This window comes from Bradyrhizobium altum (assembly GCF_020889705.1).
GTDB lineage: Bacteria > Pseudomonadota > Alphaproteobacteria > Rhizobiales > Xanthobacteraceae > Bradyrhizobium > Bradyrhizobium altum.
In genome coordinates this window covers 178017-191127 of record NZ_JACMYP010000001.1, presented here as the reverse complement: position 1 = coordinate 191127, position 13111 = coordinate 178017, and the positions used below count along the sequence as shown (strand labels likewise).

Genomic DNA, 13111 nt, shown 5'->3' with positions numbered 1-13111 from the left:
TGACGCGATTTCCTTGCGCGAACCGGCATCCATTTCGCCCGAAAACGCACTAGCACGGCTCAATCCGCGCGACGAGATCGGTAAACTGGGCCCATTGCGAGGCCTTGCTGTAGGTCTGCTGCACGCGGCTTCGGCCGGACGCGGCGACCGCGGCCCATTGCGGCCAATCCTGCAGGCTGCTTGAGATCGCCTCGGCTGCCTGTTCAGGAGCGTCGTAGGTGCGCATCGTCACGCCCTCCTGCATCGCCTCCGGATAGTTGCCGGAATCCGACACGAGCAGCGACCCGCAGCCCATCGCCTCGAAGCAGCGCATGTTGCCGCGGTCATTGCCGGCCATGTCGATTGCGCCGTTGAGCACGATCTTGGCGGATCCGAACAGCTCGTAGAGGTCCCTGCCGAACAGCGGCAGCCGCGCGATTCGCGCGATGACGTCGGGCCTGCGGTGCTTTTGCAGCGGCAGCAACCGACCGACCGCGCTTTCGGCAAGCCGCGTCAGCCGCGACGCATCGAGGCAGAACACGATCTTGCGGTCAGCGGCCAGAGCCGCGACCTGTTCGAGCGTCCTGCCCCGCGCACTGTGATGCCGCGAATATCCACCGACGAACGCCACGTCGATCGGCCGTTCGCCGTGACCGTACTGCTCCATGACAGGATCGATCGCGGGAAAGAACAGCTCCGCGCGGCAGCCTTTGCTACGCCAGGCCTCGAGGATCGAGGGGAAGTTTCCAAGCACCGCGCCGTAGGCGGTCAGGTCGGCATTGCCGGAGGGCGCCGCGCGCCAGCACAATGTCTTCTTCACACAGCCTGGAAGCTTGGCGATGAACGCACTCGGATAACGCACCGGATCGAGATTGTAGAACACGTCGGTTCGGTGATGCTCGATCTGCGCGAGCAGAATGGCTTCGAGCGTCGGCGTCCCCTTCATGTCCTGCTCACGCGCCCACTGGCGCTGCAGCACTTCGTCGTCGCCATTGGTGAAGAAGGCTTCAGGCGCACCATCGAGCACGGGCTCGAGGAAATGCGCCGCGCCGAAGCGATCATGCAGGAACGCGTCGCGGCGTGCCGCGAAGCTTGACGCTTTTGCCGCAAGCTGGTTCAGCCGCGGCAGATAAGACGGATAGAGACCGCTATTCTGGAACAGACGCATTGGTTATACGGACCTTGCCAACATCCATTTCATGTTCAGGTATGGCCAGATCCGGCCGACGGATTCCCAATCCCAGCTCTGCGATGCCGTCAAGTGGCCGACCGTCTTTCGAAGCGGCGCTTCGTCGACGAACTCGGCAAACGCCGGGACATTGCGATCGAGCAGCTCATTGGTCCAGCCCGCCAATGGCCCGTTCAGCCATTCCGGCATCGGCGAGTTGAAGCCGACCTTGCGGCGCGCGGTGCGGATGCTTTCGGGCATCAGGTTCGCCATCGCCTGACGCGCGACCACCTTGGTCATGCCGTCGGCCGATTTGCTGGTTTCCGGCAGCGCCATCGTGTAGGTCACCAGCCGCCAGTCCATGAACGGCATGCGCACCTCGATCCCGTGCGCCATCGAGAGCCGGTCGAAATTGCGCAGAATGGTGGGCAGCGTGGTCGAGTGGAACATGCGATAGAGACGCCGGTTCAGCGCGCCCCACGCGTTCGGCAACTCGTCATCCTCGGCGACCAGCGGCAGCGCCGCAGGCATCGCCGTCAGGCCTCCCCGCAGGAAATAGTGCCCCTGGCGCCTGATCATCTGCGCCCGCAGGAAGTCGATGCCGCGCTGCGCCAGCTGCGATCGTGATGTGAGCGCGGCGGCGGCGTTCCGGATCCGGAATGCGGTCGACTGCCCCTCCTGCAGGTAGGCGCCCATCAATTCGTCCGCTCCGTGGCCGTCAAGCGACACGGTGACGTTCTGGCGCCGGAGTTCGCGATAGATCAGCCACGGCGCGCTCGGCAGCCCGATATAGACGTCGTCGTTGTCGTCAAGGATCCGATCAAGGTCGGTGAGCGCATCGGAGCGCCCGATCTCGAGAAAGCTCGGCGCCACATCGGCCCACGCCGCCGCTTCCTCCGCCATCGGCCGCTCGTCATTGCTGGCGCCGGGAAAGGTCGCGACAAAGGCGTGCCGCCAGGCCGTGCTGTCGCGCGGTCCCATCCCGGCCTTTTCATGGGTCGCCATCGCGCAGATCACCGCGGACGAATCGAAGCCGCCGGACAAGCAGGTCCCGATCGGAACGTCGCTGCGCATCCGCAGGGCGACGGAATCCTGAAACAGATCGCGAAAGCGCGCTACGCGTTCGGATTCAGTATCAGGGATCGCGGGCAGATGATCCACGGTCCGCCACCAGCGGCGCACCTGCACGCGGCCCTGGCGCAACCACATGCAGTGCCCGCCCTGCAGGCGACGCAGTTGGGCGAACAGAGAGCGCTCGCTGCCTTCGATCCCGAACGGGTCAAGCAACAGCCGCCGCGCCACGTCGACATCGAGCGACGTCTCAACCAGCCCGCTCCGCGCCAGCGCCCGCTGCTCGGACGCGAACACGAACCGTTCGCCCGACAGCGCGTACAGCATCGGCTTGATGCCGAACCGATCGCGCGCGAGGAACAGATCATCCGTGACGCTGTCGTAGATCGCCAGCGCCCACATGCCGTTAAAGCGCAGCAGCATGTCCTCGCCCCACGCCTGCCAGGCCGCAAGGATCACTTCGGTGTCGGACTGGCTGCGGAAGACCACGCCCTTCGCCTCGAGCTCGCGGCGCAATTCGAGGAAGTTGTAGATCTCGCCGTTGTAGACGATCACATAACGACCGTCGCCTGACGCCATCGGCTGATAGCCGCCCTCGCCGGGATCGATAATGGCAAGCCGGCGATGGCCGAAGGCGACGTTTCGCTTCGCGTTGAACCAGGTGCCCTCACCGAACGGACCGCGATGCGCGATCAGGCTGGTGAGCCGCGAGATGTCGGCCGGCTCCACGGGGCCGCCGCGCAGATTGACGATGCCTGCGATACCACACATGTCTAGGCGGCCTTGAAGGGCAAAAAACGTGCGACGATGACGCGGAGATCCCGCCAGCAGACGGCGCGATAGGGACCGAGCTGCGACACAGCGATGGCGGCGACAAAGATCGCCGCCGCCGACACGCCGTAGAGCGACACCACATACCACCATGACGGCGCGCGGTCGAACGACACATGGCCAAGCTGCGCGCGCAGCACCAGCGCAACGGCGATGCCCGTGCCGAGCGGGATCAGGACGAAATGCACCATCCGTGACCACATGGCTGAGAGCCTGAAGGTTCGCCGCAGCAACAGCACCGTGACGACCATCTGGGCAACCATCCCGACGCAGGAGCTCCAGCCCGCCGCCTGCCAGCCGAAATACGGCAACGCAATGGCGCTGGTCGCCAGCGTGAAGATGCCGGTGACGAGCGAGATCAACGCGTTGAAGCCGGAGCGTCCCTGCGACAGCAGATAGAACGCAAACACGTTGGCGCTCGACCCCAATATCCCGCTGATCGCAAGCACCACCAGCACCAGTTGCGCCTCGGCGGCGACCTCGGCGCCAGTCCATCGATACAGCAGCGCGCCGGCAACCGGGATCAGGCCGCCAAGCGCGCTGGCGGCAAGCACGTTGAGGATCCAGGAGGAGCGAAGCAGGAGGTCGACCTTGCGATCGTCATCCTCTTTCTGCAGCGTGCTGAAGAACGGGAACAATATCTCGCCGATCTTCAGCACGCCGATATAGACCGCCTCCTCCAGCCGCTGCGCGACGCTGTAGAAGCCGACGAATTGCGGCTGCAGCAGCGCACCGAGCAGATAGCGGTCCGCCTGACCGGCAAACAGCGCGCCGCTTTGCGCCGCAACCTGCCAGCCGCCAAGTTTCACGAGTGCACGCAGCGCGCTGCGATCGAGCGCAGGCCGTGCCAGCCAGTCGCTGATCGCATGCCGCGACCAGGCGGACGCCATCAGGAGATTCGTCGCAAAGCCCAGGGCCTGACAGCCGAGGAAGGTCGAGGCGCGCGGCGCATATGGGATCAGCAGCAGCATCGACATCGTCGTCACCACCGTGCCGGTGATGCTGATCGACGCGATCCGCCGATAATCCTGGCGCGCCGTGAACAGCGAGAGAAAGACCGCAAACAGGCACTGCAACAGCCAGCCGGCACCAGCCAATGCAAAGGCAAGCCCGAGATCGTCGGACGCCGGACCACCCAGGTGAAATCCCAATCGCGCGAGCGGCGGTCCGGCAAGGATGAGCAATGCCGAGATCAGGCTGCCCACGGCGATCGCGAGCGCAAGGGCGGTCGCAAAGAAACGCCGTGCCTCGTCGCGATCGGACGGTTCCAGCCTTTGCGCGAGTTCGCGCGCCGTCGAGAGGCCAAGCGCATTGCTGAACATCAGCGCAGGCGCGACGCAGGCAGTCACCAGACCCGCAACCCCGAAGGCGGCAAGGCCGAGGCGAAAGATCACGAACGGGAGAATCGCAAGGTTGAGCAGAACCGCGACCGCGAACGCCGTCGCGTTCCATGCCGAATTACCGAGCAGATGGGATGGACCCTTTTTCACCGCCATGCCCGCTTTCGGTCCATCGCCTCGATGCGCCTCAAGTGCCTCTTCCATAAGGGCAAAAACTCACTCGGATGGCGACGGGCTAGCAGCCGGCGCAGTGATTGTCGAGGGTTGGCGGATGGCGGGGCCTGTAAGCAGGTGCGGGGAAACCTGAACGACAGCCGAGGCGGAGGCCGATCTCCACGGAACCATGCCTGTTTGCTTCCAGCCCGGTTTGTTGTCCGGGTAACAGTTGGAAAGGTCAGCCAAATTGTCTATGGCAGATAGGCAGTAGCCCCAGAGCGGCCCGCCAAACAAGAGGTGTCTCAATGCCCTTTCCCCGCGCATCCCAAGCCCTGTCCCGGTTCACCGTGCTGGATTTGACCCGGGTCCGGTCGGGGCCGACCTGCGTGCGCCAGCTCGCCGATTGGGGTGCCAACGTCATCAAGATCGACGCGCTGCTGGAAGACGGCGGCGGCGAGCAGCCGGGCGGCCCCCGCGGCGGGTCGGACTTCCAGAACCTGCATCGCAACAAGCGCGCCATGACGCTGAACCTGAAAGACCCCAAGGGGCTCGAAGTGTTCAAGCGCCTCGCCGAGCAGGCCGACGTCATCGTCGAGAACTTCCGGCCGGACGTGAAGGCCAAGCTCGGCATCGACTACGAGAGCGTGCGCAAGATCAATCCGCGGATCGTCTACGGCAGCATCTCCGGGTTCGGCCAGGACGGGCCCTATCACAAGCGGCCGGGCTTCGATCAGATCGCGCAGGGCATGGGCGGCCTGATGTCGGTGACCGGCGCGCCCGGCGCCGGCCCGATGCGGGTCGGCATTCCCGTGGCCGACCTCACCGCGGGGCTGTTCTGCGCGATCGGCATCCTCACCGCGCTGCTGGAACGCGACGTGTCCGGCGAAGGCCAATGGGTGCAGACCTCGCTGCTGCAGGCGCAGATCTTCATGCTGGATTTCCAGGCGGCGCGCTGGCTGATGGAAAAGGAAGTCGCCAAGCAGGCCGGCAACAACCATCCGACCTCGATCCCGACCGGTGTGTTCAAGACCACCGACGGCTACATCAACATCGCCACGACAGGCGGGCGGATCTGGGAGCGCTGCGCCCAGGCGATCGGCGCGCCCGATCTGGTCACCGACCCCGACTACGCGACCGCACCGGCGCGCTCGAAGAACCGCGACGCGCTGAATGCACGAATCAACGCGCTGACAGAAAAGAAGTCGACCGAGACCTGGGTGCAGGAGCTGAACGCCGCCGGCGTGCCATGCGGGCCGATCTACTCGATCGACCAGATGTTCGAGGACGCCCAGGTCAAGCACCTCGGCATGGCCCAGCACGTCCCCAATGACGAGAACCGGCAGATCCAGCTGGTCAGCCAGCCCGTCACGCTGTCGCGGACACCGAGCAAGATGGCGGCGCGCCCGCCGGAGTTCGGCGAGCAGACCGAGGAAGTGCTGGCCGAGTTCGGCTTCGGCAAGGACGAGATCGCCGAGCTCAGGCAGCGCAAGGTCGTCTGACGCTTCACGCCTTTGCCGGCCGCACCAGACGCGCGACGCCGGCAAAGCCCCGATCGATCACCGGCCAGAACAGCAGCACGATCGCCAATGTCGTGATGGTGCCGACCAGGCCGTTCGACCAGAACACCTTCATGTCGCCGCCGGAGCCGATCATCGAGAGCCGGAACGCGTCCTCGGCGCGGCTGCCGAGCACCAATGCGAGCGTGAATGGCGCAAGCGGGATGCCGATCTTCTTGAAGACGTAGCCGACGACGCCGAAGCCCAGCATCAGCCAGATATCGAACATCGCATTCTGGATCGCATAGGCGCCGATCACGCAGGACACCACGATCATCGGCGCGACAGCCGCGAACGGCACCCGCAGGATCGAGGCGAAGATCGGCACGGTGGTCAGCACCAGCACCAGGCCCACGACGTTGCCAAGATACATCGAGGCGATCAGGCCCCAGACGAAATCCTTGTGCTCGACGAACAGCAGCGGCCCGGGGTTGAGGCCCCACACCATCAGGCCGCCAAGCAGGATCGCCGCGGTACCCGAACCGGGAATGCCGAGCGCGAGCATCGGCAACAACGCCGCCGTGCCCGAGGCGTGGGCGGCGGTCTCCGGCGCGAACACGCCCTCGATACGGCCCTTGCCAAAGCTTTCCTGATCCTTGGCGAAACGCTTGGCGAGATTGTAGCCCATGAAGGACGCCGCGATCGCACCGCCCGGCGTGATCCCGAGCCAGCAGCCGATCACGGACGAACGCAACAGCGTCACCCAGTATTTCGGCAGGTCCTTCCACACCGAGAGCACGACGCGCAGGCTGATACTGGCGGCGTGCCCACGCAGCGCCAGGCGCTCCTCCATCGTGAGCAGGATCTCGCTGATGCCGAACAGGCCGATGACAGCGACGAGGAAGTTGATGCCGCGCAGCAGCTCGGCGGAGCCAAACGTCATGCGCAGCTGCCCGGACACCGTATCCATGCCGACGCCGGCAAGCAGCAGCCCGAGCGACATCGAGATCACGGTCTTGTGCTTGGCTTCGCGGCCGAGGCCTACGAACGAGCAGAACGTCAGCAGATAGACGGCGAAGAATTCCGGCGGGCCGAACTTCAGCGCGAACGACGAGATCATCGGCGCCAGGAAGGTGATCAGCAGCACCGCGACCAGCGAGCCGATGAAGGACGAGGTGAACGCGGCGGTCAGCGCTTCGGCCGCCCTGCCCTGCTGCGCCATCGGATAGCCGTCGAACGTGGTCGCGACCGACCAGGCTTCGCCGGGGATGTTGAACAGGATCGAGGTGATGGCGCCGCCGAACAGTGCACCCCAATAGATACAGGACAGCATCACGATGGCGGACGTCGGATCCATCGTGAAGGTCAGCGGCAGCAGGATCGCGACGCCGTTCGGACCGCCAAGCCCGGGCAGCACGCCGACGAAGATGCCGAGCACGAGGCCGACCATCATCAACAGCAGCGTCTTCCACGTCAGCAGGACGGCGAAGCCGTGCAGCAGGAGACCGAAGGCTTCCATGGTTCGAAATCCTGTCGGCTAGCTAGCGGCCGAGAGCCGCTTCGAGCGGGCCCTTCGGCATGATGACGTCGAATGCGATGTCGAAGGTCACGAACATCGCGGCGGTGAAGACGAAGGCGGTGAGCAGCGACTTCCATAGCGCGATCTTGCCGACGAGGCGCATGAAGCCCGCGATCAAGAGAAAGCTCGCAACATAGAGGCCGAGATATTGGGTGGCGAGGCAGAACAGGAATGTCGGCACGAACACCGCCATCACCCGGCGAAACTGGGCGCGAGTAACAAAGGTCTCGGCAGCTTCCCGGCGCGAGGCGAAGGCGGCGCCCAGACCATAGAGGCTGACGGCGCCGAGAATCACCGAGAGATAGAACGGAAAATAGCCGGGCTGCGGCCCGGTCGAATCCCACGATGCGCCGGTGCGCCAATTGTCCCAGCCGAGCACCAATGCGAGCGCGAGCAGCAGCAGCGAGACGACGACGTCGACGACGCCGGTGCTGACGACGGCGGGCGAATTCTCTTCAGGCGCGGTCGGATCGTCGACGACGATCTCAAGTTCGGTATTGGACATGGACTGGACGGTCTGGGTTGCGAGGGCAACGATTGGGATAGCGTGCTGATCCAATCACCGTCAATGCAGCCTTCAGCTAACACCGGAACGTTCGGGAAAGGCGCTCGCAAGCGCAGCACGGTCAGCGCCGAGCACACCGCGCTCGGTGATCAATCCCGTCACCAGCCGCGCCGGCGTGACGTCGAAGCCGAAATTGGCGACGGAAGAGCCGTCCGGAACCACGCGCACGGTCTCGATCCGTCCGTCCGCCGTGCGCCCGGTGAGGTGCGTCACCTCGCTGGCAGCGCGCTGCTCGATCGGAATCTGCCTGACGCCATCGTCGATACTAAAGTCGATGGTCGGCGACGGCAGCGCAACGTAGAACGGCACGTCGTTGTCATGCGCGGCGAGCGCTTTCAGATAGGTCCCGATCTTGTTGCAGACGTCGCCATTGGCGGCGACGCGGTCGGTCCCGACGATCGCAAGGTCGACCATGCGGTGCTGCATCAGATGGCCGCCGGTGTTGTCGGGAATCACGGTGTGCGGCACACCGTGATGACCGAGTTCCCACGCGGTGAGCGAAGCGCCCTGATTGCGCGGACGCGTCTCGTCGACCCAGACATGGATCGCAATGCCGCGATCATGCGCCTGGTAGATCGGTGACGTCGCCGTTCCCCAATCGACAGTTGCAAGCCAGCCGGCATTGCAATGCGTCAGCACGTTCACCGGCTCGCCCGGCTTCTTGGTCGCGGCGATTTTTTCGATCAGGCCGAGCCCGTGGCGGCCGATCTCGCGGTTGATCTCGACGTCCTCATCGGCGATCTCGCGGGCGCGCGCATAGGCAGCTTCCGCCCGGGTCGACGCGGCGAGCGGCGCGAGCGCGCGTTGCATCTCGTCGATCGCCCACTTCAGATTGATCGCGGTCGGCCGGGTCGCAGCCAGCATCTTGCCGGCCCGGTCGAGCGCCGCATCGGAGGAATCGGCGCGCATCGCAAGCGCCATGCCGTAGGCGGCGGTCGCGCCGATCAGCGGCGCGCCGCGCACCAGCATCGAGCTGATGGCCTCGCCGGCGTCATCCGCGCTCGTGATCCTCGCAACAATGAACTCATGCGGCAGCCGACGCTGATCGATCGCGCCGACAGACCAGCCGTCAGGCTCGAGCCAAATGCTGCGAAAATGGCGTCCGTCGACTTTCATGCGCGTAGCACCCTTCCAGCAACGGCATCGAGCTTCGCAAGCAGCTGCGGATCACGCGCGGTGGGCGCGGTGATCAGCGCGGTGTCCAGCGCGCGATCCGAACGGATCGGACACGGCTCGTGCTCGCGCGGAAAATCCCGCGCCAGACGCGCGACCAGCGCCTTGGCCTTCTCGGCGTTCGAATTCAGCACGCGGATGATATCCTGCACCGTCACGGCATCATGGGCTGGATGCCAGCAGTCGAAGTCGGTGACCATCGCCACGCTGGCGTAGCAGATCTCGGCCTCGCGGGCGAGCTTGGCTTCCGGCATGTTGGTCATGCCGATCACCGAATAGCCCTGCGCCTTGTAGGTCAGGCTTTCGGCGAGCGAGGAGAATTGCGGCCCCTCCATGCAGAGATAGGTGCCGCCGCGCGCGAACGCGATGCGCTCGGCCTCGGCAGCGGCGGCGAGATGCTTCACCAGCAGCGGCGACACCGGATGCGCCATCGAGACATGCGCGACGCAGCCCTTGCCGAAGAACGAGCTCTCGCGCTTGTGGGTGCGATCGACGAACTGGTCGACCAGCACAAAGGTGCCCGGCGGCAGCTCTTCCTTGAAGGAGCCGCACGCCGACAGCGCCACCAGATCGGTGACCCCTGCCCGCTTCAGCACATCGATATTGGCGCGATAGTTGATGTCGGACGGCGACAGCGCGTGTCCCTGGCCGTGTCGCGGCAGGAACACGATCGGCAATCCCGCCATCTCGCCGCGGCGCAGCGGCGCCGACGGCTCGCCCCACGGGCTCGCGATGGCTTCCTCGCGGACGCTTTCCAGGCCCGGCAGATCGTAGATGCCGGATCCGCCGATGATGCCGAGAACGGCTTTGGTCATGATCGCTCCTCACGGTCCCGCAACGGCGACGGAGGGGTGACCCAGCCCGATGGGGCTCGCCGGACGTTCGGCCATACTGCGGCGCAATAATCACTGCGCCGCTGCCGCTTGCAAGCCAATTCCGGCCCGAAGGTAAGCAAACCGCGACCGCTATTTCGCGACAAAGCCTGCCGCGTTCATCAGCGAGGCATTGAGCTTGTCGTCATCCTCGAGGAACTCGACCATATCCTTGCCGGTGAGGAAGATCGGCTTCAAGGCCTGCTTCTCCATATAGTCCTTGTATTCCGCCGTCTGCGTCACCTTCTGGAACAGGTCGGCATAGAATGCCTGCTGCTCCTGCGTGACCTTGCCCGGCAGGAACATCGCGCGCAGCATCAGATACTGCACGTCCAGCCCCTCTTCCTTGCAGGTCGGGATATCGTTCCAGGATTGCGTGTCGGTCACCTTGGTCTTGTAGGAGATCCGCTCCTTGTCGAACACGCAGAGCGCGCGAACCTGTCCGGCGCGCCAGACCTCGAGGTTCTCGCTCGGATTGTTGACGTTGGATTCGGTATGGCCGCCGACCAGCTGGGTCGCGGCCTCGCCGCCGGACTTGTACGGCAGGTAGGAGAATTTTGCGCCGGTCTTCTGCTCCATGAAGACGGTCAGCACGTGATCTTCGCGCTTGGAGCCCGTGCCGCCCATCTTGAACGGCGCGCTCGCCGCCTTCGCGGCCGCAATGAAGTCCTTGACGGTCTTGGGGCCCGACGCATTGTCCCACAACACGAACTGGTCGAGCGCGATCACCGACACCGGCGTCAGGTCGCGCCAGTTGAAGGGAATCTTGGCCGAGAGCGGCAGCATGTAGATCAGCGAATAGGCGATCAGCACCTTGTTGGGATCGCCCTCGCTGGACTTCATGTACATCAGCGCTTCCGCACCCGACGCGCCGCCCTTCAGCGACACCACCACCGGCTGCTTCATCAGATTGTTCTTCTGGATCGCCGCCTGCATCATGCGCGCCATCTGGTCGGAGGCACCGCCGGCGCCCGCCGCAACCACGATCTCGACCGGCTTGCTCGGCTCCCAGCCGGCGAACGCCGGCGCGCTCAGCAGCAGCGCCGCGATGGCCGCCGTGGTTTTCACAATCAGTCCCACGTGTTTCTTCCTTATCTATTTGTTCGGCTTCGCAAAACCGTCGAGGTGGCGGGTTCGTGTCATTGTGCCGAGAATGCAGGTGAGTTCAAGCCGCCGAACTGCCGCATGACCTATGACTTTGGAATGAGGTAGCGGCATCATTTTCTGTTAGGGGCCAAAGGCGCGCCGCTTGTTCGCTGTCGTCCCTGCGAAAGCAGGGACCCATAACCACAGGCGTTCGTTGTTGAAGCGAGTTGTGGCTCCAGCGCTATGCAACAATGACGTTCGGTGGTAATGGGTCCCGGGTCGCGCTTCGCTTGCCCGGGACGACACCGAATTTGTGGAGCGATCTGCGAGTCGCGCATATGCCTTCTCGCGACATGATTTGCCCGAGCCTTGCTTCTCGTTCCGCCCTCTCTCGAACAGAGGGCGCAGGGAAAGCCGGGTGCCGATCGCACCCATGGGTCCCGTGCAACAGGAAGCACGGGAGGTAGGACCACAGGTGTAACCGGGAACTCCGGCTTTCCCTGCGCGATGGGTTACGGCTTACTTCGTGCTCTCCCCGGTGAGACTGGGCTTGCTTGTCACCGCCCTCGCAACACGCGTTGCATCTTGCGAGAGGACACCTGCCGCTAGGGCGTCAGGACCACACGACTTCGCCGTCCGCCTCATGCGCACTCGTCAGTTGCGCCATCAGCGTCCACCGCATCCCACACCGCGTTTCGTGACGATCGCGACCCGCCCCTCGGTCGGGTGAGACAGGGCAACCATACACTGAGTTTCCGTTACGATAAACCGAAATATTTTTGCAAAGGGGGCTTGCGCCGTCGGGCAACTCAGATGTAGGGGGCGCGCCCGCTCAGTCCTCCGTCATTCCGGGGCTCGCGAAGCGAGAGCCCGGAATCCATTTGACTACACGTGATGCGGCCCAATGGATTCCGGGCTCGTGCTTCGCACGCCCCGGAATGACGACGGAGAACTCGGTTCAGCCAGCCTGCGGTCCTAAGTCGCCGCAATCGCCACTTTACTTGCCCTTGAAGTTCGGCGTCCGCTTATTGAGGAAGGCGTCCATGCCCTCGCGGAAATCCTCGCTCATGTAGGCGCGCAGGATCAGGTCTTCGCCTTCGTCGCGCGACAGCGTGCGGCGGATGCGGCGCACCGCTTCCTTGGTCACCTCTAACGTGATCGGCGCATGGCCGGCGACGAGCTGCGCGGTCTCGGTGGCGCGGCGCTGCAAGGTTTCCACGTCGGGGACGACTTCGTTCAACAGCCCGAGCGCCAGTGCTTCGGGCGCCTCGACCAGGCGCGCCTTGAAGATCAGATCCTTGGTCCGCGCCGGGCCGATCAACGAGACCAGCCGCGAGATGTTGGACATCGAGAGGCAGTTGCCGAGCGTGCGCGCGATCGGGAAGCCGATCCGGGTCGCCTCGGTGCCGATGCGGATATCGCAGCATGCGGCGATGCCGGCGCCGCCGCCGGTGCACGCGCCGGCAATCGCCGCGATGACGGGCACACGGCACTGTTCGAGCGTACCCAGCACGCGGTCGATCCGCGCCTCATAATCCAGCGCATCCTGCGCGGTCTTGAACGCCCGGAACTGCGAGATGTCGGTGCCCGAGGCGAACGCCTTCTCGCCCGCACCGGTCAGGATCAGCGCCTTGATGGAGTGGTCCTGATTGATGTTCTCGCAGATCGAGGCCATCTGCTCATACATCGCAAAGGTCAGCGCGTTGCGGGCCTGCGGCCGGTTGAAGGTGATGCGCGCGATCCCGTCCGCGACGGAGTAGATCAGGTCTTCGGTCGGTGCGACAGGCGCGTTCAT

Annotated in this window: 10 protein-coding genes; 1 reads left to right on the top strand and 9 read right to left on the bottom strand. The window is 64.7% G+C overall.

The genetic code is table 11. The annotated features are described in order from the left end of the window. Positions 1-49: 49 nt before the first annotated feature. The 3 genes from H8B02_RS00905 to H8B02_RS00895 are packed head-to-tail and all read right to left on the bottom strand — an operon-like array spanning position 50 to position 4545. The gene (locus tag H8B02_RS00905; protein ID WP_229164134.1) at positions 50-1147 is read right to left on the bottom strand and encodes a glycosyltransferase family protein; all 1098 of its coding nucleotides are present in this window, start codon (positions 1145-1147) and stop codon (positions 50-52) included. Positions 1148-1150: 3 nt separating this feature from the next. Then, the gene (asnB, locus tag H8B02_RS00900) at positions 1151-2989 is read right to left on the bottom strand and encodes an asparagine synthase (glutamine-hydrolyzing) (protein WP_229164133.1); all 1839 of its coding nucleotides are present in this window, start codon (positions 2987-2989) and stop codon (positions 1151-1153) included. Positions 2990-2991: 2 nt separating this feature from the next. Beyond that, positions 2992-4545, bottom strand: coding sequence for a lipopolysaccharide biosynthesis protein (locus H8B02_RS00895; protein ID WP_229164131.1), 1554 nt, complete (start codon positions 4543-4545; stop codon positions 2992-2994). Positions 4546-4850: 305 nt separating this feature from the next. Here H8B02_RS00895 and H8B02_RS00890 point away from each other — a divergent pair, with 305 nt between their 5' ends. Beyond that, a complete protein-coding gene (locus tag H8B02_RS00890) occupies positions 4851-6044 on the top strand; it encodes a CaiB/BaiF CoA transferase family protein (protein WP_229164130.1) in 1194 nt (397 codons plus the stop codon). A 4-nt stretch (positions 6045-6048) separates the two neighbouring features. Here H8B02_RS00890 and H8B02_RS00885 read toward each other — a convergent pair whose 3' ends face one another. The 6 genes from H8B02_RS00885 to H8B02_RS00860 form a co-directional block, all read right to left on the bottom strand. After that, positions 6049-7560: a tripartite tricarboxylate transporter permease gene (locus H8B02_RS00885; protein WP_229164129.1), complete on the bottom strand. Its 1512-nt coding sequence runs from the start codon at positions 7558-7560 to the stop codon at positions 6049-6051. A gap of 22 nt (positions 7561-7582) precedes the next feature. Further along, the gene (locus H8B02_RS00880; protein WP_229164128.1) at positions 7583-8125 is read right to left on the bottom strand and encodes a tripartite tricarboxylate transporter TctB family protein; all 543 of its coding nucleotides are present in this window, start codon (positions 8123-8125) and stop codon (positions 7583-7585) included. A gap of 72 nt (positions 8126-8197) precedes the next feature. Continuing rightward, entirely contained in the window at positions 8198-9301 is a 1104-nt protein-coding gene (gene mtnA, locus H8B02_RS00875; RefSeq protein ID WP_229164126.1) for an S-methyl-5-thioribose-1-phosphate isomerase, read from the bottom strand. Beyond that, positions 9298-10173 carry an S-methyl-5'-thioadenosine phosphorylase gene (locus H8B02_RS00870; RefSeq protein WP_229164124.1) on the bottom strand — a complete coding sequence of 292 codons (876 nt, stop codon included), beginning with the start codon at positions 10171-10173 and terminating at the stop codon, positions 9298-9300. Before H8B02_RS00870 ends, mtnA begins: the two co-directional genes overlap by 4 nt. A 150-nt stretch (positions 10174-10323) precedes the next feature. Beyond that, positions 10324-11301: a tripartite tricarboxylate transporter substrate binding protein gene (locus tag H8B02_RS00865; protein ID WP_376711582.1), complete on the bottom strand. Its 978-nt coding sequence runs from the start codon at positions 11299-11301 to the stop codon at positions 10324-10326. A 1012-nt stretch (positions 11302-12313) separates the two neighbouring features. After that, positions 12314-13111 carry an enoyl-CoA hydratase/isomerase family protein gene (locus H8B02_RS00860; protein ID WP_229164122.1) on the bottom strand — a complete coding sequence of 266 codons (798 nt, stop codon included), beginning with the start codon at positions 13109-13111 and terminating at the stop codon, positions 12314-12316.